This window comes from Streptomyces sp. UH6, from assembly GCF_013421635.1.
Taxonomy (GTDB): Bacteria; Actinomycetota; Actinomycetes; order Streptomycetales; family Streptomycetaceae; genus Streptomyces; species Streptomyces abyssomicinicus.
In genome coordinates, this window is sequence record NZ_JACADT010000003.1 from 25,020 (window position 1) to 46,219 (window position 21,200).

The 21,200-nt window shown below is 72.2% G+C and carries 19 protein-coding genes; 6 read left to right on the forward strand and 13 right to left on the reverse strand.

Annotated elements, in window-relative coordinates:
• Positions 1–126: 126 nt before the first annotated feature.
• The 5 genes from HW445_RS00690 to HW445_RS00710 all read right to left on the reverse strand — a co-directional run bounded on the left by HW445_RS00690 (position 127) and on the right by HW445_RS00710 (position 5,482).
• Positions 127–732, reverse strand: coding sequence for a lytic polysaccharide monooxygenase (locus tag HW445_RS00690; RefSeq protein WP_218956436.1), 606 nt, complete (start codon positions 730–732; stop codon positions 127–129).
• Positions 733–1,391: 659 nt separating this feature from the next.
• Positions 1,392–2,357, reverse strand: coding sequence for a hypothetical protein (locus tag HW445_RS00695; RefSeq protein WP_180219054.1), 966 nt, complete (start codon positions 2,355–2,357; stop codon positions 1,392–1,394).
• A 447-nt stretch (positions 2,358–2,804) separates the two neighbouring features.
• Complete coding sequence (locus HW445_RS00700; protein ID WP_180219055.1) at positions 2,805–3,524, reverse strand: hypothetical protein; 720 nt, start codon at positions 3,522–3,524, stop codon at positions 2,805–2,807.
• A 120-nt stretch (positions 3,525–3,644) separates the two neighbouring features.
• Positions 3,645–4,661 carry a DUF6236 family protein gene (locus tag HW445_RS33045; protein WP_257230734.1) on the reverse strand — a complete coding sequence of 339 codons (1,017 nt, stop codon included), beginning with the start codon at positions 4,659–4,661 and terminating at the stop codon, positions 3,645–3,647.
• A 353-nt stretch (positions 4,662–5,014) separates the two neighbouring features.
• Positions 5,015–5,482, reverse strand: a complete 468-nt coding sequence (locus HW445_RS00710; protein ID WP_180219056.1) for an AzlC family ABC transporter permease — start codon at positions 5,480–5,482, stop codon at positions 5,015–5,017.
• A gap of 63 nt (positions 5,483–5,545) precedes the next feature.
• Between HW445_RS00710 and HW445_RS33055 the strand changes: the two genes are divergently transcribed.
• On the forward strand, positions 5,546–5,668 hold the full coding sequence (locus HW445_RS33055) for a hypothetical protein (protein ID WP_257230735.1): 123 nt from the start codon (positions 5,546–5,548) through the stop codon (positions 5,666–5,668).
• A 99-nt stretch (positions 5,669–5,767) separates the two neighbouring features.
• On the opposite strand, the gene HW445_RS00715 is transcribed toward HW445_RS33055, so the two are convergent.
• Complete coding sequence (locus HW445_RS00715) at positions 5,768–6,451, reverse strand: restriction endonuclease (RefSeq protein WP_180219057.1); 684 nt, start codon at positions 6,449–6,451, stop codon at positions 5,768–5,770.
• A 360-nt stretch (positions 6,452–6,811) separates the two neighbouring features.
• Positions 6,812–7,615, reverse strand: a complete 804-nt coding sequence (locus tag HW445_RS00720; protein ID WP_180219058.1) for an MBL fold metallo-hydrolase — start codon at positions 7,613–7,615, stop codon at positions 6,812–6,814.
• A gap of 331 nt (positions 7,616–7,946) precedes the next feature.
• Here HW445_RS00720 and HW445_RS00725 point away from each other — a divergent pair, with 331 nt between their 5' ends.
• Positions 7,947–9,305 carry an FAD-dependent monooxygenase gene (locus tag HW445_RS00725; protein WP_180219069.1) on the forward strand — a complete coding sequence of 453 codons (1,359 nt, stop codon included), beginning with the start codon at positions 7,947–7,949 and terminating at the stop codon, positions 9,303–9,305.
• A 22-nt stretch (positions 9,306–9,327) separates the two neighbouring features.
• On the opposite strand, the gene HW445_RS00730 is transcribed toward HW445_RS00725, so the two are convergent.
• Positions 9,328–10,968, reverse strand: a complete 1,641-nt coding sequence (locus HW445_RS00730) for an ABC-F family ATP-binding cassette domain-containing protein (protein ID WP_180219059.1) — start codon at positions 10,966–10,968, stop codon at positions 9,328–9,330.
• A 533-nt stretch (positions 10,969–11,501) separates the two neighbouring features.
• Between HW445_RS00730 and HW445_RS00735 the strand changes: the two genes are divergently transcribed.
• Entirely contained in the window at positions 11,502–12,158 is a 657-nt protein-coding gene (locus HW445_RS00735; RefSeq protein WP_180219060.1) for a transglycosylase SLT domain-containing protein, read from the forward strand.
• A gap of 135 nt (positions 12,159–12,293) precedes the next feature.
• Here HW445_RS00735 and HW445_RS00740 read toward each other — a convergent pair whose 3' ends face one another.
• The 5 genes from HW445_RS00740 to HW445_RS00760 form a co-directional block, all read right to left on the reverse strand.
• Positions 12,294–13,742: a tetratricopeptide repeat protein gene (locus tag HW445_RS00740; RefSeq protein ID WP_180219061.1), complete on the reverse strand. Its 1,449-nt coding sequence runs from the start codon at positions 13,740–13,742 to the stop codon at positions 12,294–12,296.
• A 164-nt stretch (positions 13,743–13,906) separates the two neighbouring features.
• Complete coding sequence (locus HW445_RS00745) at positions 13,907–14,374, reverse strand: MaoC family dehydratase (RefSeq protein ID WP_180219062.1); 468 nt, start codon at positions 14,372–14,374, stop codon at positions 13,907–13,909.
• Positions 14,375–14,488: 114 nt separating this feature from the next.
• A complete protein-coding gene (locus tag HW445_RS00750; RefSeq protein WP_180219063.1) occupies positions 14,489–15,829 on the reverse strand; it encodes an MFS transporter in 1,341 nt (446 codons plus the stop codon).
• A gap of 45 nt (positions 15,830–15,874) precedes the next feature.
• Positions 15,875–17,101, reverse strand: coding sequence for an acetyl-CoA C-acetyltransferase (locus tag HW445_RS00755; protein ID WP_180219064.1), 1,227 nt, complete (start codon positions 17,099–17,101; stop codon positions 15,875–15,877).
• A gap of 91 nt (positions 17,102–17,192) precedes the next feature.
• Positions 17,193–18,110 carry a LysR family transcriptional regulator gene (locus tag HW445_RS00760; protein ID WP_180219065.1) on the reverse strand — a complete coding sequence of 306 codons (918 nt, stop codon included), beginning with the start codon at positions 18,108–18,110 and terminating at the stop codon, positions 17,193–17,195.
• A 239-nt stretch (positions 18,111–18,349) separates the two neighbouring features.
• Here HW445_RS00760 and HW445_RS00765 point away from each other — a divergent pair, with 239 nt between their 5' ends.
• The 3 genes from HW445_RS00765 to HW445_RS00775 all read left to right on the forward strand — a co-directional run.
• Positions 18,350–19,267 (forward strand): CoA transferase subunit A, encoded by a 918-nt coding sequence (locus HW445_RS00765; RefSeq protein ID WP_180219070.1) that lies wholly within the window; start codon positions 18,350–18,352, stop codon positions 19,265–19,267.
• 173 nt (positions 19,268–19,440) lie between these two features.
• The gene (locus tag HW445_RS00770) at positions 19,441–20,196 is read left to right on the forward strand and encodes a CoA-transferase (protein ID WP_180219071.1); all 756 of its coding nucleotides are present in this window, start codon (positions 19,441–19,443) and stop codon (positions 20,194–20,196) included.
• An 86-nt stretch (positions 20,197–20,282) separates the two neighbouring features.
• Positions 20,283–21,200, forward strand: a 918-nt coding sequence (locus HW445_RS00775; RefSeq protein WP_308798022.1) for a 3-hydroxyacyl-CoA dehydrogenase NAD-binding domain-containing protein, incomplete at its 3' end; no start/stop codon positions are given.

Genomic DNA, 21,200 nt, shown 5'->3' on the forward strand with positions numbered 1-21,200 from the left:
GAGCGGCGGGAGCCCCGCCGGGGCGGGGTGACCGCATGGGTCCCCTGCCCCGACGGAGCTCGGTCGGCCGGGCGGCGGGTTACCGGCGCCCGACGGAGACCGGTGCCGTGTGCGGCGCTCTCCGGCTCAGCCGAAGTTCACGTCGCTGCACCACATGTAGGCCTGGTCGAGGTGCGAGGCCTGCCAGATCACGAACACGATGTGGTGTCCGCTGTAGCCGGAGGTGTTGACGTTGAACGTGATGTTCTGTGCCGGGGCGTAGCGACCGGTCTGCGTGATGTAGTCGAGGTTGCCCCAGCCCAGGGTCTGGGTCTTGGGGTTGAACCCCTGCTTGCTCACGTAGACCTTGAAGTAGTCCGCACCGTGGGACGCCTGGTCGTACAGCTGGACCGAGAAGTTGTTGCCGACGGTGGTCGTCTTCCAGGAACCGGGCTTGTTCAGGCTGGCGTTCCTGGAGAGGTTGTTGCTGCAGAGCGTTCCGTCGGGGGTCTTCGCCTGGAACTGGCCGCCGAGGCCGTCGCGAAGCGCGCTCATCCAGTTCCACATGGTGTCGGGGTTGGCCTGGAAGGCCTGGTAACACATGGGGTCTTCGGTCTGCATGGCAGGGCTCGTGTGGTTGCTACCCCACTTCTGCCAGCACTGGTACGCGCGGGTGGCGGGACCGACGATGGTGCCGTGAGCCTGGGCGGGGGCCGACCAGGCCAGCGCGCCGACAACCACGGCGAACAGCATGACGAAGGCCTGGAGAGGCCGGCGGAAAGCCGACCGGGTACGCCCGGCTAATCGACTCTTGTTACGCATGTGGGGGGAACTCCTTCCAGATGAAGCTACTATGGGAGCGCTCCCAGCGTTACGGCGTTTTAATGAAATGTCAATGAAGCAAACCGAGTTGGTTACAGATGCGAGCGTCGCGCAGGGAATCCGCAGTGATCCAGGGGGCCTGAATCCTTCCCCGAGCAGGAAGGCGCGACTGTGGCCTGACGCAGCGCTTCGGAATCTCTTCACCAAGGCTGATCTCGAGGAATGGTTCTGGCCGGCATCCGGGGCATGACCGGATCTCATACACGTATGCATGATCTACTTACTTGCCAACCGCAACTTCGCATGGCTGGTTCTGATACTCCGGTCCACGTCACCTGACGAGACCACTCGGCCCACGGATCCGGCCACCGGAGCGTGTCCCAGGCCGACATGCCGCCACCTCCCCTCGTTCGGACGGGTGTCGGTCATGCCATGCGGTCGAGCAGCGCCTGAGCCTCCTTGCTGCGGCGGTGGTCCGGGCCGAAGGCGGTCATACAGGCATGACGGCCGGCCTGGGCCAACCACCCAGCGGCGCGGACCGGCCGCTACCCGTCACCGGTCGCCGTCGTTGTCGCCGTCCCCGGCTCCCGTCAGTCCGGTTGCCGCTCGAGGAATTGCAGGTCCCGGACCTCCTCGGACCAGCGGTACACCAGCTCGCCCGGCGTTCCGTCGAGCGCGAGGGAGACGATCGCGCCGCGGACGGAGACCAGGATCCGGTCGTCCGTGATGCTCACCGAGCGCACGTCGGGTCGCCCGTGCACGTCGACGAGCCGACGGAGCAACGGCCTCAGCCGCTTGCGCCGCCAGCCGCGGCCGGGCCGATGGAGGTACAGGTGCCGGTCGGTCACGGCGCGGACCACGCGGTCCGCACCGACCCGCAGGGCCAGCACCTCGCGGCCGAGGCCCAGTTGGGCCGTGGACGCCTCTCCCCCGCGCAGGTCGATCACGTACAGCCGGTGGATGTCGTCCCAGGCGTAGAGGTCGACGATCTCGGTGGAACTGCTGTATACGAGAAGACCGTCCCGCAGGTGGAGGTCGCCGACCCGGGGGACGGCCCACTCCGGGCGGTGGCGGTACAGGCGCAGCGGGTCGCGCCAGTGCCGCCGTCCGCGGAACTCGCCCACGGGCACTTCCATGAGCTGCCGGTCGGCCGTCCGCAGCGCGAACAGGGCCGGTCTCGTCCCGGTGCCTGCCTGCGACCCCTCGCGTACCACTCCCGCCAGGAGCAGCGCCCCCGTCTCCCGGCCGACCGTGCCCCACAGTCGAACCGTCCCCGGCGTGGGCAGGTGCTGCCAGGAGGAGGCGCCGGGAGGCAGCAGGTACAGCTCGTCCCGGTCCACCAGCGTGGTTCCCCCTTCCGGCTCGGCCAAGGCCTCCTGGCAGCGGGCGACCGCCACCACCGTGCCGTCGTCGGTCACCCCCAGGTGGTCCGCGTCCCACTGCCCCCTGGCTTCCGGCAGGCTCGGCAGCGGACGCGGCGGTTCCCCGTCCGCGCCGGCCAGGGGCCGCCAGACCGAGGCGTCCTCATGGGCCTCCACCGCGAGCCCCCACCGCATGGGCCAAGTCCGTCGGCCCCCAGGCCCCTTCGACGGCAGGCACAGCTCACCGTCGCGCAGCTCCCGGCGGAGGATCCGCTCCTCGGCGTCCTGCACGACGACTCGGAGCGCCGGCCCGTCGTCCGCCGTACCCGCCGTACCCGCCGTATCCGCCGTATCCGCCGTACCCGCCGTACCCGCCGTATCCGCCGTATCCGCCGTGTCCGCCGTATCCGCCGTGTCCGCCGTATCCGCCGCGCCCGCCTGTCCACCCGCCACGCGCATGGTCCTCTCGACCCTGTCCGCTGTCGCTGTGATCTTCGAGCGACCATGGCCCGCAGTCAACTCCCGCCTTTCGTGCGGTCCGCGGGAGGGTGCGGTGCCAAGTAGGCGAACGCGGCACACCAAGGGCGGGCGGACGTGTCACGGGGCCGCCCACGATCCCTCCTCGCCCGGGGCGGGCCGCCCTCACGTATCCGTACGTTCCGCCTGGAGCCGGCGCTGCTCCCGGTCGTCCGCCGCCGTGACACCCCGGTGGACGTCGGCGAACGCGCGGAGCTGCCCCAGGAGTTCGTCGCGCGCCAGGAGCCCCTGACGGCCGGGCCGGGACAGCGCTTCGCGCAGCGCGCCCCGGAGGGTGTCGAGGACCTCCTGCCAGGGACTCGTGACGGGGCGCGCCTGCTCCACGTGGTCCCCGAAACCGTCGAGAGCCCGCATCGGTTCCTCACCGATCCGCGCACGGTGCGGGTGCCACCGCAGCGCGCCGAGGGCGGGCCGGAGAACCGCCTCGGGAAGGGTCACCCTCACCGTCCCGGTCGCGTCGAGGTGGTCCCTGAGCGAGGCAAGACGCTCCCGGTCCCTCCCGCCGGCGTCGTCGGCGGCCGCCCGGAGGAGCGTGTCCAGGGCGTGCCGCACCCGGACGAGATCCTCGGGAGGCATGGACACCGCGACAGATTCGGCGTCCTGACGGCCGGCCCCGGCGCGGGTCGGCCGCCACGGCCCCCGGTCGAAGCCCACGACGTCGAACTCCACGCCCGCCTCCGGAACGGCGTCCGTGTCCGGTCCCCTGCGCTCGCACTCACGCTCGGCGAGGCAGCGGTCGACGTCGGCCCAGGCAGGCGGAGGCAGCGGCGGCCCCGAGGGGTCGCTCGGCCGCCGCGCGCCCTCGGGCAGGACGGGGATCCGCATCTTCCGGTGGCCCTCCCCCTCCCCCATCGTGACGTCGACGGTCCAGGGCCTTCCCGGGTCGAGCCGGGCCCTGCCTCGACGCCTCGAGGCCAAAGTCATCCGTGCGCCTCCCGCCGGTCTTCAGGACAGGTCGCTCCGGACCCGGTGCAGGTAACTGAACTGGTGCTCGTCGCGGGCCCGTAGCAGCGGGCGGATCTCCCGCGTGGCCACGTTCAGGGCGTACCCGCCGACCGTCCCGAGGAGCCAGCCCAGGTCCGGCACCAGCAGGGCACCCGCCGCCGCGGCCGCGACGGCGATCGACACGGTGACCGAGCGGTGCACCCACGCCACGCGGCTGCCACGGCAGGCGGCCTCGTAGTCGGAGACCGCCCGGGTCAGCTCCGCGCGCACCTGGGCGAAGACGTCCGCGGGATGCTCGTAGTCGCGGCGCAGGTCGCCGAGCAGGCGGTGCAGGGCCCGCATCAGCCGGTCGCGTTCGTCGGCGTGCCTCTCACGGAAGGTGAGCACGTCGGAGGTGGGGGTTCCCGGCGCGGGCACGGGAAGCAGCCGGCCGAGCTCCGCCTCCCATGCGAGGGAGGTGCGGGCCGAGGCCGGGCGCAGACTGTTGCGGAACGCGTCCTCGCTGTCCGTGTACGGAAACAGGGCGACGTCGGGGTTGTGGGCCAGTTCGCGCGCCAGCACGCCAATGATCAGCGACTGCACCTCTTCCGGGACCAGCAGGCCCCACATGACGTCCGCGCCGCCCTGTCTCGCCAGTCCCAGCTCCAGCAGCAGGCGCTCGAGCCAGTGGCTCAGCTTGGAGGTGTGGATGACGGCTTCGCGCTGCCCGGGCTGCGGTCGCACCGGCCCTTCCGCGATACGCCGTAACTCCCGGTCCAGCAGCGAGGAGGTCTGCGTGCCGGGCCGGACGCCGTACGATCTGCCGGGATCGGACAGCATGTCCAGCGTCGTGTCCGTGAAGGCCAGCGGCCGGTACAGGCCGCGGTCCTCCAGCTGCCTCAACTCCCGGCCGGCCACGGCGCCGTAGACGCGCGGGTCCCTCGGCACGACCGAGGCCAGGCCGTCCCAGTAGAGCAGCGCCTGATGCACGATCTCCGTGGGCGGATTCACGGTCGGGTAGTACAGCAGCAGACCCATCGCCCCCCCTTGTCGCCCCCCTTGTCATCGCTCCCGGGACGTCGCTCCCGGGACAACGAAGACAACACCGTGCCGACAGTATGGCTGAGGCGCCGCTGCCCCGTGTTCCCAAAAAGGGTGCCCGCCGCCACAGGGCGAGGGCCGCGACGGCGAGTCCGGCCACCCGGGTGTCGAGAACCAGGCGCTGGTCGGAGACGAAGGTCTGCGTGGCGATGAGCCCCGCGAGCAACGCGACCGGCACCGCGCCGGTGACGCGCGCCACCGACGGCCGGCCGAGCACCCGACCGGCACCAGCAGGCCGGCCAGCTTCAGCACGTAGCAGGCCGCCGCCGCGAGCAGGATCCACGACCAGCTCATGCCGCGTCCCTCCGCCCCGTGGTGTTCGCCCTCCGCCTGCCGCCCCCGGCCTCCGCGGGCGGCAGCAGCGCGACGCCCAGCGCGGTGAGACCGGCGGCGAGAGCACCGGCAGACCCGAACCGGCGAAGGGGGCCACGGCCGCGGCCACCCCCACCGCCGTCGCGTAGACCAGCCGCCCGTCCCGCTCCCGCAGCCGGGGGGCCACCAGCGCCAGGAACGCGGCCGAGGAAGCCGTGTCGAACCCGAGGGCTTTCCGGGTCCGCGAGCAGGGAGCCGGACAGGGCCCCGGCCAGCGTGGCCAGGTTCCAGAACAGGAACACCACGGAGCCGGTGACCCAGTAGGCCACGCGGCGCTCCCGAGGCGTCCCGCGGGCGATCGCCATCGCCGCGCTCTCGTCGCTCAGCAGGTGCGCCGCCGGCACCAGAGCCGCCCCCCGCAGACCGAGAACCGGCCGCAGGCTCACTCCGTAACGGCGGCTCGGTCCCGGCCGCGCGGTGCCGCTCCCTGTCAGGAACGCTTCGGCGAGGTGGCGGACCTCGGCATCGGCCAGGACGCCGTCCTCCAGGGCCGCCCCGGCTACCGGCTGAACCCCCGGAGCGTCCACCGCTTCACGCACTGCCCGACCGACGCGCCGCGCGAAGGGGCGTGAAGAACGCGGAGGCACTGCTCTCCCGCCGCGAGGTCGCGCCGCCGGCCAGGTCCCCCACGCGGGGGTCCAACCCCGCGCGCGGGACGGCAGGTCGCGGGCTCAGCCCAGCGCTGTCGGGCGCCTCGGAGGCGGCACGGCGCGCAGCAGCTCCCACAGCGGACGCGATCCCGACGCCCAGGCGGCCAGCGTCCGACGGTCCACGACATGCAGTTTCTGTTGCTTCGCGAACGCCACCGCAGGCCCGCTCACCCGGCCGTTCGTCACGATCACCGCGACGTCCGCACCATGGACCTGCCGGGCGGTGCCGTTGAGCACCTGCAGATCCGGCGTACCCACGGCGGAACCCTGGGCCCCTTGACGGCGGTGCTTGCACTGGATCACCCAGCGTCGACCGAAGGGGTCCGTGGCTTTCACGTCCGCCCCCAGGTCGCCGCGGCCGCCGACCCGCTGGGCGTCCCGGCAGCCGTCCCGGTGCATCAGGTCCCGGATCGCGTCCTCGAACCGCGAGTGGTGCAGTGCGTCGAGCTGGGCCAGGCCGTAGCGCAGAGCTTGTGCGCGCGCGGCCTCCCACCGGATCCGCTGCTGCCGGCTGTGCAGCCGTGCGACGCCCACCAGGACCGCGAGAGCCAGGGCGACCAGGAGCACCCACCAGTGCGCCAGCACCCAGTTCACCGCCGTCACGATCAGGACCACGGCGACAACTGCCGCCCCGGCCAGACCGAGCAGCTGTGCCTCCTGTTGCTGCCGCCGCCTGCTGGGACGCCGTCGGCGCCGCGGGCTCACTGGTCCGCCTCCGGCCAGGAGAACGGCCCCACCGCTGTGACTGCCACCTCGGCAGAAATCACCGTTTCCCGTCGAGCCCTTGGAGCCCTTGGGGCCCTTGGAGCCCAGCGTGGGTGTCCGCGGACCTGTCTCCCGTCAGAGCGCACATACGACCGTACCCAAGGCATCCGGGCCTCCCCCTCGCGACAGCCTTCCCCTCGAGGACCCATCCTGACAGGCGCCACTGACAATGGGTCAGGGAAAGCTGACAGAAGGTGACCAAGAAGGGTGAGCAGGTCTTGGAACGACCCAGGCGCAGCTGTGGTCGGCCGGTGCGCGCCTGCGTGCTCCGGCCGGCCACGTCGGCCGCAGGGTGGGTGGTCAGCGGGTGATGAACGGCTCGGTCAGGTGCGGGGTCGCGAGGTGGAGAGTGTCCGCAGCGTGGCTCCGGAGCACCTGTTCCCTCGATGCCCTTGCCTGCCCGGGGTCCATCTCGTGCGCGTAGGCGAGCTCGGGATGGAGCACCTGGATCGCGTGCACGAGCAGGTCACCGGTGACGGCGACCAGTTCGCGCCCGGACGCCACGAGGACGCTCTGGTGTCCGGGGGTGTGACCGGGCGTGGCGAACACGCGCTCGCCGCCGGGCAGCGAGGTGTCGCCGTCCAGCAGCCGCAGATGACCGCCCCTTCGGAGCGGGTCGATCACGGTGGACCGCAGCTGCGGGTTGATCTCCTCGAGCGCATCGAGTTCCGCCCGCTGCAACAGATACGCGGCGTTGGGGAAGAACGGTCGCGCCTGCTCGCCGCCGATGACGGCCCAGCCCACGTGGTCGGTGTGGAGGTGCGTGAGTACCACGGTGTCCACTTCGGACGGTTCGATACCCGCGGCGGCCAACGAGGCAGGGAGCACCCCCGGCACGGGCGCCCATGAGGCAGCCGGGCTGTCCACCGGACCGATCCCGGCATCAACCAGTGTCACGCCCCGCTCGCCGCGGATCGCGAACGCGCGGAACTGGAGCCGCCAGCGCCCCTCGGCGTCGAGCGCGCCGGGATCGAGCCGGTCGGCCGCCGCCCACTGCTCGGTGGTGGCGTCGGGGAACGCCTCCGACCTGGGGGAGAAGAAGGGGCCCACGCCGTCGGCGAGCGCGATGACGGTGTAGGGACCGACCTGAAGGGAAGGGGGCATCCCCCAGATGGTGCCACCACACGGCGGCCCACGACCAGGGCGATCGCCCCGGAGTCCGCTGCGGGCCGTAGGGGCCTCGTGGAACCTCGCGGGCCTCGACCCCGTCCACGGCACCAGGCGTCGGCCGCCGCCCCCTTCGGAAGGCCGCACGGGGTGGTTGAGCGTACCGAGGAGGGGATCAACACCTGAAAACCCGCCAAATCGCCCTGCGGGGCGCGATACTGGTTCCTCCGACGACAAGTAGCAGGGAGACGCATCGGTGGATTCCGTACGGAGGACAGGTCGTTCGGAGTACAGGGGCAAGGATCGCGGCGGGCGGCATGCGGTCGTGGTGGGCGGGAGTCTCGCGGGACTGCTCGCCGCCCACGTCCTCGCCGGGCACGCCGACCGGGTGACCATCGTCGAACGGGACCGGTTCCCGGCCGGTACCGGGCCGCGGCCCGGGGTGCCGCAGGCCCGGCATCCGCATGTCCTGCTGGAGGGCGGGCAGCTGGCCCTGGAGTCACTGCTTCCCGGTTTCGTCGCCGAGCTGCGGGCGGCGGGTGCGCCGCGCGTGGGCATGCCGTCGGACCTGGTGCAGCAGCAGGACGGGCGCTGGTTCAGGAGGCTTGCCGCGACGACCCACATCTACACCGGTTCCCGTGCGCAACTGGAGGAGCTGGTGCGGCGGCGCGTCCTCGCCAACCCGTTGATCGGCGTGGCGGAGACTGCCGAGGTCGTCGGTCTTCGCGGTGACGCCCGGCGGGTGCGCGGCGTCCTGGTCCGGGAGCGATCCGGTGACGCCCGGGGAACGCAACAGGTCCTCGAGGCCGACCTGGTCGTCGACGCCTCCGGCGCGGGGACGAAGGCTCCGCAATGGTTGACGGCCGTCGGAGCCGAGGCCGCGCGCGAGGAGACGATCGAGACGGGTCTGGCGTACTCCTCCCGCGTCTACCGCGGCCCCACCGGTGTCCTGGACGGCGACACCCGCGGTTACTACGTCTACCCCAGTCCCGCCCAGGTCTACGCCGGCGGTGCGCTGCCCCTGGAGGACGGCACCCACATGGTCGTCGTCTCGGGGCTCCGCGGCGACGAACCGCCCACCAAGGGCGACGAGTTCGTGACGTACGTCAGGAAGAGGCTGCCGCATCCGCTCCTGCACCGGTGGTTGGACGAGGCCGAACCCCTGACTCCCGCGTTCGCGTTCCGGCGGACGGCGAACGTCCGCCGCCGCTACGACCTTCCCGGCCGCCGTCCCGCCGGATTCCTCGCCATCGGCGACGCCCTGTGCACGTTCAACCCGATCTACGGCCAGGGCATGGCCGTCGCCGCGATGAGCGCGGTCGTCCTGCGCGACGCGCTGGCCGACGCACGTCGGCCCCCCACGACGCGACGCGTGCAGAAGGCGCTCCTCGCGGCGTCCCGGCAGGCATGGGACATCTCGGCCGGCTCCGACCGATCGATGCCGGGCGCGGTGGGCAACGCCCTGGCCACCGGGCCGGCGGGCCGCGTCGCGGACCGGTATCTGCAGCGCGTCCTCGAACGCTACCCCGGTGACCCCGTGGTGGGGCCTGCCTTCCGCTCCGTGCTGGGCCTGTGCGCACCGGTCACCAGCCTGTTCGCCCCGTCCGTGGCCCGAGCCGTGCTCTTCGGGCCGCCCGCGCCGACACCCGTCGAGCCGCCGACGGCACCGGAGGCCCCCGGGAGGTGAGCGCTCCGCGGGTCCTCCGTGGTCAGCCGGCCTCGGTGACCTTGCCGTCGGCGACCTCGACCCGGCGTGTGGTGCGTACCGCCTCCAGCATCCGCCGGTCGTGGGTCACCAGGAGCAGCGTCCCCGTGTACGCCTCCAGCGCCGACTCCAGCTGCTCGATGGCCGGCAGGTCGAGGTGGTTGGTCGGCTCGTCCAGGACCAGCAGGTTGACCCCCTTGCCCTGGAGCAGGGCGAGACCCGCGCGGGTGCGCTCGCCGGGCGAGAGCGTGGTCGCGGGCCTCAGCACGTGGGCGGCGCGCAGGCCGAACTTGGCGAGGAGCGTGCGCACCTCGGCGGGCTCGGTCTCGGGGACGGCGGCGCAGAAGGCGTCCAGCAGGCTCTCCGTGCCGTGGAAGAGCTTGCGCGCCTGGTCCACCTCGCCCACCACGACGCCCGATCCGAGGGAGGCGTGGCCCGAGTCCAGCGGCAGCCTGCCGAGCAGGGCGGCGAGGAGCGTGGACTTGCCCGCGCCGTTGGCGCCGGTGATGGCGACCCGGTCGGCCCAGTCGATCTGCAGGGTGGCCGGTCCGAACGAGAACTCACCCCGGGCGACGGCGGCGTCGCGAAGGGTGGCCACCACGGAGCCGGAGCGCGGCGCGGAGGCGATCTCCATCCGCAGCTCCCACTCCTTGCGGGGCTCCTCGACGACGTCGAGCCGCTCGATCATGCGCTGGGTCTGCTTGGCCTTGGCCGCCTGCTTCTCGCTGGCCTCGCTGCGGAACTTGCGGCCGATCTTGTCGTTGTCGGTGGCCTTGCGACGGGCGTTCTTGACGCCCTTGTCCATCCATCCCCGCTGCATCTGGGCACGGCCTTCGAGCGCGGAGCGCTTGTCGGCGTACTCCTCGTACTCCTCGCGGGCGTGCGTGCGGGCGCGTTCGCGCTCCTCCAGGTAGGAGGCGTACCCACCGCCGTAGAGGTTGATCTGCTGCTGAACGAGGTCCAGTTCCAGGACCTTGGTGACCGTACGCATCAGGAACTCGCGGTCGTGGCTGACCACCACGGTGCCGGCCCGCAGCTCGGAGACGAAGCGCTCCAGGCGTTCCAGCCCGTCGAGGTCGAGGTCGTTGGTGGGCTCGTCGAGGAGGAAGACGTCGTAGCGAGAGAGGAGCAGCGAGGCCAGTCCGGCGCGTGCGGCCTGCCCGCCGGAGAGGGCGGTCATCGGCAGGTCGAGGCCGACGCTCAGGCCGAGGTCGGCCGCGACCTCGTCGGCCCGCTCGTCCAGGTCGGCGCCGCCGAGCGCGAGCCAGCGCTCCAGGGCCTCCGAGTAGGCGTCGTCGGCACCGGGTGCTCCGTCGACCAGCGCCTGGGTCGCGGCATCCATCGCCGTCTGGGCGTCGGCGACCCCCGTGCGGCGGGCGAGGAACTCCCGTACGGACTCCCCCGCGCGGCGCTCGGGTTCCTGCGGGAGGTGGCCGACGGTGGCGGTGGGCGGGGAGAGCCGGAGCTCGCCCTCCTCGGGCCGGTCGAGTCCGGCGAGCAGGCGGAGCAGCGAGGACTTACCGGCGCCGTTGGCTCCCACGAGACCGATCACGTCTCCGGGCGCGACGACGAGGTCGAGTCCGGTGAAGAGGGTGCGGTCACCGTGTCCGGCGGCGAGTTCCTTGGCGACGAGGGTGGCAGTCATCAGGGTGCCGATCCTAACGTCCGGGAGCGTGGCCCTCGGTCACCCCGGTGGTCACCCCGGAGGTCACCCCGGTGGGTGAACGCCACCCACCCTGACGCCCGCGGGACCGAGCCGGTCGGTGCCGTCGAGCGGATGCCGTCGGCGCCGGCGGAGGCGGCTTCCACGACGCGCGGCGGAGCCCCTACGGAGAGCGTTGCTCCGGCAACTCCACGCGACGAAGGAGCCTCGCACTTGTGAGGACAAGCATGGGGCGCGCGTCACGTACGAAGGAGGCTCGAAGCCACAAGCGGACGACAGATCTACCTGAGCTGTGGCGATGCACCTGCGCAGGGATTCGATGACAGGCAGCTACGGTCCGGCATAGTAGATCACACCTTTGCTTTGCGATTTCCCCGTCGCTAAGAATTGCCCTCGTCGCTCAGCAAGCCGCGTCATCCGACCGCGGCCCCCGTGCCAATGAGGGCACCCCCTGGTCCGCAGCGAGCGGACACCGACCGAGGAGCGACTCCCGCGCCAAGTCGAAGAGGTGCCCCATGCGTAACTTCACCTTCACCGCCCCCTCCGTGGCCAAGATGCAGAAGATGGGCGTCGCCGGCGGTTTCGCCGCGCTCGCCGCGGCCACCACGTTCGGTCTCGCCGCGACCGCGGACCAGCAGCCGGCTCAGGCCGCCGCCCAGCCCGCGCCCGTCGCCGCCACCACGACCCTGTCCGGCGTCACGGACAAGGCCGCCGGTGAGCGCACCGCCGACACCGTGAGCCGCTCCGCCGAGCGGATCGAGGTCCAGCAGATGGCCTACAAGAATCCGGTGTCGTCCGAGAAGGCGGAGCAGCCCGAGAAGAGCGAGAAGAAGACCGAGAAGAAGGTCTACCCGAACAACCTCGACGGCTGGATCCGCGAGTCGCTCGACATCATGCAGGAGAAGGGCATCCCGGGCACCTACCACGGGCTGCACAAGAACATCATCCGTGAGTCCTCGGGCAACCCGAAGGCCATCAACGACTGGGACATCAACGCCATCAACGGCATCCCGTCCAAGGGACTGCTCCAGGTGATCCCGCCGACCTTCGAGGCCTACCACGTCGAAGGCACCCCCGACGACATCTGGAACCCGGTCTCCAACATCACCGCCGCCGCGAACTACGCGGCCGACAAGTACGGCTCCATCGACAACGTCAACAGCGCGTACTGAGCGGACACCACCTCTGACGAAGAGGCACCACGCGGGACCGAAGGGCGGCGCCCCCCACCAGGGGCGCCGCCCTTCGGCACGTCCAGCGGGGTCGCCCTGACGCACGGGTCGCCGACGACGACGGGGCCGGCCGCGTCAGCCGAGATCCAGCCGCTCCGCGAACCGCTCGTGCGCGTGCCGGCTGGCGCGGGTCTCCGGATGGTCCGGGCCCAGCACCCAGGCACGGTCGACCACCAACGCGGCGAGCAGCCGGACCGCCTCCTCCACCTCCCCCGCGTCGCCCGCACTCGTGGCATGCAGGTGGCGGCTGACGAACGTGTCCGGGTGGTCGACGCCGAGCACGCGGGTGCGGTCCTCGACCACGCCCGCGTGGAGGTCCCTGGCGGTGAGTGTCCGGCCGGTCTGCCCCACCCGGCGAGCGTGCTCGCTGCGGCTGATCAGCGTGTGCGGGTGGTCCGCGCCGAGGACCCGCACCCGGTCCTGGACGACGAACGTGAACAGCAGGGCCGCGGCGTCCTCGTCACCGGCCTCACCGACGTGGAAGGCGTGCTCGTGACGGCTCAGCAGCGTGTCCGGGTGGTCAGGGCCCAGGACCCGCACCCGGTCCTCCACCACGGAGACGAACAGCCGCACCGCCTCGTCCGGGGCGTGCGACCGGCCCACGTACAGCGCGTGGAGGTGACGGCTCAGCAGCGTGTCCGGGTGGTCGGGGCCCAGAACCCGGGCACGGTCGGCGGCGACGGCCGCGTGGAGGTCCGCGGCCTCCCGGGTACGGCCCGCGTCGTCGAGCGAGTCGGCGTGGTTGTGGCGGCTGAGCAGCGTGTGGGAATGGTCCGGTCCCAGGACCCGGGCCCGGTCCCGCACGATCCCGTCGTACAGGAGCACCGCACCCTCGCAGTCCCCCGTCGCCGATAGGTAGAACGCCTGGTTGTGGCGGCTCGTCAACGTCTCGGGATGGTCCGGCCCGAGCACGCGGGCGCGGTCCTCGACCACCGAGGCGTACAGCCGCACCGCCTCCTGGGAATCACCGGCGTCCCCGACGTGCGAGGCGTGGTGGTGCCGGCTCGTCAGCGTTTCCGGGTGCTCCGCGCCGAGTACCCGGCCACGGCCGGCCACCACCGCGGCGCCGACCCGTGCCGCCTCCGCCGCGCGGTCGGTCAGCCCCAGGAAGTACGCGTGCTCGGCATGACTGAGCAGCGCGTCGGGATGGTCGGGACCGAGGGCACGGTCCCGGTCGGCGGCGACGGCCGCGTGCAGCCGCGCGGCCAGTTCGTGCTCACCCGTCTCTCCCGCGCAGTACGCGTGGAGGTGACGGCTCAGCAGCGTGTCCGGATGGTCCGGGCCCAGAACCCGCGCACGGTCGGCCGCCACCGCCGCGTGAAGAGCCGCCGCCTGCGCCGTGCCGCCCGCGTCGTCCAGACAGTCGGCGTGCCGGTGCCGGGCGAGCAGCGTGTCCGGGTGGTCGAGCCCGAGGACCCGGCGGCTGTCCTCGGCGATCTCCGCGAACAGCTTCACCGCCCCGGCGTGATCACCGGACTCGGCCACCGCCTCTGCCCGTGCGTGGCGCGCCGCCGAGTCGTCCACCGCCCCACCCCCGTGGCATCCGGCCCGGGCGCCGCCGCGGGAGTCGTGTCGTCCACTTGATCGAATCCTACGAGGGGCGCTTGCGGCCTGCGGAGCTCGTGACGTCATCACCGCGGGCCGGGACGTGGAGCCCGGCCGCCGACGGTGCTCCCGCCCCCGCGGGTCTACCGGGTCGCCGGGTAGAAGTGGGTGAGGGATTCCGCCACGCAGGCCGGCTTCGCCGAGCCGTCGAGTTCGAAGGTGAAGGCGCGCGTCATCTGGACGCCGCCCCGCTTCACCGGCTGCACGTCCGTCACCGCGGCGTGCAGCCGGACGCGGCTGCCGACGGGCACGGGGGCGGGGAAACGGACCTTGTTGACGCCGTAGTTGAGGGCCATGCCGACGCCGGAGACCTGGAGCAGTTCGGCGAAGAGCGGAATGCCCCAGCTCAGCACCATGTAGCCGTGCGCGATCGTCCTGCCGTACGGGCCGTCCGCCGCGCGCTCGGCGTCCGTGTGGATCCACTGGTGGTCGCCGGACACGTCCGCGAAGCCGGAGATCAGCTCCTGGGTCACCTCCTTCCACGCGGAGTGCCCGAGGTCCTTGCCCGACAGCCGCATGATCTCGGGGATGCCGTGGACGGTCAGTGCCATGGTGTGCGTACCTCCTGGTGCGGGCCCGCCCCCTCCCGGGCGGAAGGGGGCGGGGCGGAACATGGTCGAAGCGGTGGACGGACGGCTCGCGGCCGGCGGCGGGCGCCTGCGCCGTCAGGCCGGGACGGTGGCCGGGGCCGCGGCCTCGGCGGGACGGTCCGCGGCGCGCTCGTCGTAGTTCGGGCGCTTGAGCAGCAGGAGCATGCAGCCGAGGGTCAGGGCCACCTGGAAGACGGCGTAGGCGATGACCGCGACGATCGACTGGGTCTGGTTCAGCAGGAACTGGCCGATGATCGGAGTGGTGCCGCCGAGGAGCGTGCCGCAGAGCTGGTAGCAGAGCGAGATGCCGGTGTAGCGCACGCTCGCCGGGAAGCGGCTGGCGAGCATGCCGGCCAGTGCGGCGTAGTAGAGGCAGTGCGGGATGGTGGCGACGGCCATGCCCAGCATCGCCAGCCCGTAGTTCTCGGTGCCGATCAGCAGGAACATCAGCGGCATCAGGACGAACTCGGGCAGCAGCATGAACGTCACCGCGCGGGACCAGCTCCGCATCTTCGTCGCGATGACGGCGCCGAACGGCTGGACGAAGATCTGGACGATGTTGGCGACCAGAATGATCGTCAGGAAGGAACTGCGGTCGAAGTCCAGGCTGGAGGTCGCCCAGGACAGGGCGAAGGTGGACTTGAAGTACGTCGCCGACAGACCGATCGTGCAGGCGCCGATGCCGAGCACGATCAGCATCGGCTGGGTGCGGATCACCTCGGCCACCGGAAGCTTGGCGACCTTGCTCTTCTCGATCAGGTTCGCCATCGCCGGCGACTCCTCGACCTTCAGCCGCACGAACAGGCCGACCACCACGAGCAGCGCCGAGGCGAGGAACGGCACCCGCCAGCCCCAGGAGACGAACGCGTCGTCCGGCAGCTGGCTGATCGCCAGGAAGGCGAGCGTGCTGAGCGTGTTGCCCACCGGCGAGCCCTGCTGGGCGAACGCGCCGTACAGCACCGACTTGCCCTTGGGCGCGTGCTCCGAGGCGATCAGGACCGAGCCGCCCCACTCGCCGCCCAGGCCGATGCCCTGCACCATGCGGATGCAGACCAGCAGGATCGGCGCGGCGATGCCGATCGAGGCGTAGCCGGGCAGCAGGCCGATCAAGGTGGTGGAGACGCCCATCATCAGCAGCGTGATGACCAGGGTCTTCTTCCGGCCGAGCCGGTCACCGATGTGGCCGAAGATGATGCCGCCGAGCGGACGGGCGAGGAAGCCGACCCAGAACGTCGCGAAGGCCACCAGGGTGCCCAGCGCCCCGTCCAGCTCCGGGAAGAACACCTTGTCGAAGACGAGCGCGGAGGCCGTGCCGTAGATGTAGAAGTCGAACCACTCGATGGTGGAGCCGATGAAGGCCCCTATACCGGCGCGCTGGGCGGTCTTGTTCCGCCCCGTCGTGGCAGCCGCGCTCATTGTTGCTCCCAGAGGTGTCGGTGAGTCGAAGTGCAGGGGACGGGCTCAGGCGGCGACGCGCTCGAAGACGGCGGCGAGGCCCTGTCCGCCGCCGATGCACATGGTTTCCAGCCCGTAGCGGGCCTGGCGCCGGTGCATCTCGCGCGCGAGGGTCGCCAGGATGCGCGCCCCGGTGGCGCCGACCGGGTGGCCCAGCGAGATCCCGGAGCCGTTGACGTTGATCCGCTCGTGGTCGGCGTCGGTGAGGTCCAGCGCCCGGGTGCAGGCCAGCACCTGCGCCGCGAACGCCTCGTTGAGCTCGATCAGGTCCATGTCGGCCAGGGTGAGGCCGGCCCGGCCCAGGGCCGCGCGGGTCGCCGGCACGGGACCGATGCCCATGGTCTCGGCCGGAACGCCGGCGCGGGCGAAGGACACCAGCCGCAGCAGGGGGGTGAGGCCCAGGCGCTCCGCCGTGGCGCGGGTGGTCACCAGGCAGGCGGCGGCCGCGTCGTTCTGGCCGCTGGCGTTCCCCGCGGTGACCGTCGCCTCCGCGTCCTTCCGCGCCATCACCGGCCGCAGGGCTGCCAGTTGGTCCGCCGACGTGTCGGGACGCGGATGCTCGTCCGCGTCGACGACCGTCTCGCCTTTGCGGGTGCGCACGGTCACCGGGACGATCTCGTCCCGGAACCTGCCCTCGGCCACGGCCCGGCCGGCGCGCTGCTGCGACCGCAGCGCCAGGGCGTCCTGGTCCTCACGGCTGATGGCGAACTCGCGGCGCAGGTTCTCCGCGGTCTCGATCATCCCGCCCGGCACCGGGTGGTGGACGCCGCCCGCGGTGGCCCTGCCGCGGGCCAGGGAGTCGTGGAGCTCCAGACTCGGCGTCCGGATGCCCCAGCGGCCCTCGTGCGTGTAGAACGGCGCGGCGCTCATGACCTCCACGCCGCCGGCCACCACCACGTCGCTGAAACCGCACCTGATCTGCATCGCGGCGTCGAGGACGGCCTGCAGGCCGGAGCCGCAGCGCCGGTCGACCTGCACGCCGGTGACGGTGTCCGGCAGGCCGGCGTCCAGGGCGGCGACCCGCCCGATCGCGGGCGCCTCGGAGGTCGGATAGGCGTGGCCCAGGATCACCTCGTCGATCCGCTCCGGGTCCACGCCGCTGCGGGCGACGACCTCGGACACGACGAGCGCGGCCAGGGCCGCCGGCCGCTGGGACGCGAGCGCGCCGCCGAAACGGCCGATCGGGGTGCGCAGCGGTTCGCAGACGACCACGTCTGCGGAGTGATCGGACATCGTCGTCCCTTCACGGGTGGAAAGCGGTCCCGCCGACCTTGGCATCCCCCACCATGAAGGTCCAATATCTAATTCGTCCTCCATTGAGACGTCATCGCTCTTGGTGGGGCGAAGGGAGGCTCGGCGTCGGCAGCGCCTTCTCGGCCGCCGCCAGCACCGAGCGCAGGGCCGCGGACGGGTTGTCGGTGCGCCAGGCGAGCGCCGCCTCCAGGCGGACGGGCGGCCCCGCGAGCGGGCGGTAGACCAGGCCGGTCTGCTGGATGTGCTGGCAGGAGGTGAGGGTGAGCGTCACGCCCACGCCGGCCGCGACCAGCGCCAGGATGGTGTGGGAGTCGGGCGCCTCCTGCACCACGCGTGGAAGGAAGTCCGCGGTCTCGCAGGACGCCACCATGGCGTCCCGCAGCGAGGAGCCGGCGTTGGCGGGGAAGCTGACGAAGGGCTCCTCGGCCAGCGCGGCGAGCGGGATCTCCTCGCGCTGCGCCAGCCGGTGGTCGGAGGGCAGCGCGCAGACCAGGGTCTCCTCCGCGATCACCCGGGTCGACACACCGGGCACGTTCACCGGCAGACGGACGAAGCCCAGGTCGAGCGAGCCCTCGGCGACCCGGGCGAGCGCCACGTTGGCGTAGGTCTGGCCCGCCATGACCAGCTCGATGCCCGGATGCGCGGCCCGCACCGCACGCGTCAGCAGCGGCAGCGTCTCGTGGCTCGACGCGCCCGCGAAGCCCACCGTGACCCGTCCGAACTCACCCCGGCCGGCCGCCTTGGCCGCCCGCACGGCGCTGTCCAGGTCGTCGAGGACCGTGCGGGCCGGGACCAGGAAGGACTGACCCGCACTGGTCAGCCGCACCGAACGGGTGTTGCGCTCGAAGAGCTGGACGCCCAGTTCCTTCTCCAGTTGCCGGATCTGCTGGCTCAGCGGCGGCTGGGCCATCTGCAGCCGCTTGGCGGCCCGGCCGAAGTGGAGTTCCTCGGCCACGGCGAGGAAGGCGGTCAGGTGGCGCAGTTCCATGGGCGGCTTCCCGGTCCTGGTCGGGGCCGCCCGGCGGACGAACCCGCGCGATTGATAATCCTGAGGTATCGGTGCGACCTTAATTCGGTATTGGACACTAATCAATAGGTGCTGGCACGGTGTGGAGACCTTGATTTCCATGACGCCGAGGGAGCACCACCATGGGACCGGACGACCCGGCAGTCCCCGTCACGGCACCCGCGCCCGCGCCCGCCGCGCGACCGGTCGCGGACAAGACGATGACGATGCGGGACGCGATCGCCGCCTTCGTCCACGACGGCGACACCGTCGCGATCGAGGGCTTCACGCACCTCATCCCGACCGCCGCCGGGCACGAGATCATCCGGCAGGGCCGCAGGAACCTCACCGTCGTCCGCATGACCGCCGACATCGTGGTGGACCAGATGCTGGCGGGCGGCTGCGTCGCGAGGCTGGTGTCCTCGTTCGTGGGCAACTCCTCGGCCGGTTCGCTGGGCGAGCTGCGCCGCCGCATCGAGCACGCGCTGCCCGAACCGCTGGAGTTCGAGGAGTACAGCCACTACGGCATGGTCTGCCGCTACCTGGCGGGCGCCCAGCGACTGCCCTTCTACCCGCTGCGGTCCTACGCCGGAAGCGACCTGGTAGCCGTCAACGACGGCATCCGCACGGTCACCTCGCCCTACCCCGGACCCGACGGGCGCCAGGAGCGCATCCATGTGGTGCCGCCCGTCAACCCCGACGTCACGATCGTGCACGCGCAGCGTGCCGACCGGGCCGGCAACACCCAGATCTGGGGGCTGACGGGCGTCCAGGCGGAAGCGGTCTTCGCGGCCCGCAGGGCCGTGGTGGTCGTGGAGGAGGTCGTCGACGACGAGGTCGTCCGCTCCGACCCCAACCGGACGGTCATCCCCGCACACGCCGTGGACGCCGTCGTCGCCTGTCCGCGAGGCGCCCACCCCTCCTTCGCCCAGGGCTACTACGACCGGGACAACGCCTTCTACCGGGCCTGGTCGCACATCAGCAAGGACCCCGAACGCCTCCGGGAATGGATGGAGCGGTGGGTGCACGGCACGCGTAACCACGCGGAGTACGTCGCCCTGCTCGGCGAGGAGCACTGGGCCGGCCTGGCCGTCGGCGAGGCCCTCAGTCTGCCCGTCGACTACGGGCGGCGTCTGTGACACCCGACGAACGAGAGAAGGAGAGGGACGTGAACGCCGCCTCCGCGACCGCACCGCACTCCCCCGACGGCGCGAGCACCGGCTCGGCCGACGGTCCCGCCACCGCCTCGGCCGAGAGCGCGGGCACCGCCTCGGCCGACGGCCCTGCCGCCGGTTCGGCGACCCGTGAGGAGGTGACCTCCTCCGAACTCCTGTCGGTGGTCGCCTCGCGCGAACTGGCGGGCCGCCGCACCGTCTTCGCCGGCATCGGCCTGCCGACGCTCGCCACCGCGCTCGCCCAGCTCACCGTCGCCCCCGAGGTCGAGATCGTCTACGAGTCCGGGGTCTGCGGCGCCCACCCGTCGCACCTGCCCGAGACCATCGCCGACGCCGTGCTCATCACCGGCGCGGAGGCCGTGCTGTCGATGCCCGCGCTCTTCGGCTACGTCCTCCAGGGCGGTCACATCGACGTCGGGTTCCTCGGCGCCGCGCAGATCGACAAGTGGGGCAACCTCAACTCGTCGGTCATCGGCGAGCGGTGGGACCGGCCGTCGGTCCGGCTGCCCGGACCGGGCGGGGCCATGGAGGTCATGGCCAACTCCCGCGAGGTCTTCGTGGTGATGCGCCGCCACACCCCGCGCTCCTTCACCGCCGAGCTCGACTTCTGCACCTCGCCGGGCCCCGACCGTGCCCTGGCCGAGGGCATCCGCCCGCTCGGCGCGGGCGTGACCCGGGTCATCACCGACCTCGGCATCCTGGCCCGCGCCGGTGTCGGCGAGGAGCTGCGGCTGGTGGCGACCCACCCGGGCGTCACCGCCGAACAGGTCAGGGCCGCCACCGGCTGGGACCTCCAGGTCGCCGACAGCCTCACGACCATCGAGCCGCCGACCGCCTCCGAACTGCGCCTGCTGCGCGAGGACGTCGACCCGGGCCGCGTCTACCTGCGCTGAACCCGCCACGGGGCGCGGCGCCGAACGACCGCGGCGCCGAAACGAACGCATCACCGAGAGAAACACGCGTGAGAAGGAGGAAGCAGGTGCGCATCAGGATCGCCGGCGCCGGCGTCATGGGACGGGGCATCGCCCAGTGGGCGGTGGCCGCGGGCCACACCGTCGAGTTGTGCGACGCCCGCCCGGAAGCCGTGCCGGAGGCTGTCGACTTCGTCCGCGCCATGCTCGAACGGGCCGCGGCGAAGGGCAGGACCACCCCCGCGGAGGCGGCCGCCGCCGTCGCGCGGCTGGTCCCGCTCGACGCCCCGACCGCTCCGGGCGAGGAGGTCGACCTGGTCGTCGAGGCGGTCCGCGAGGACCTGGCCACCAAGACCGACCTGTTCCGGGCGCTGGAGCAGGTCCTGCCCGCGCGGACCGTCTTCGCGACCAACACCTCCTCCCTGCCGGTCACCCGGATCGCCGCCGGCCTCTCGGACCCCACGCGACTCGCCGGGCTGCACTTCTTCAACCCCGTGCCGCTGATGAAGATCGTCGAGGTGGTCCCGGGCGCGCTGACCCGGCCGGACATCCCGCCGGCCCTGGTGGAGCTGGTCCAGGACACCGGACACGCGGCGGTGGTCGTGGCCGACACCCCGGGGTTCCTCGTCAACCACGCCGGCCGCGGGCTCGTCACCGAGGCGCTGGCCCTGCTCGAGGAGTCGGTCGCCGACACCGTGGGCATCGACCGCGTCGCGCGCGACGTACTGGGCCTGCGCATGGGCCCGTTCGAGCTGATGGACCTCACCGGCCTGGACGTCACCGCGGCCGTGATCGACTCCATCTGGCACGGCTTCCGGCACTCCGACCGGCTCCGCCCCTCCTTCCTCACGCCCGGCCGGGTGGACGCCGGACTGCACGGCCGCAAGACCGGCCGCGGCTTCTACCCGTACGGCGACGAGGACCCCGCGCCCGCCGCCGTGCCGGAGGAGCCGGTCACCGGTGACACGGCGCGCCCCGTCCTGGTC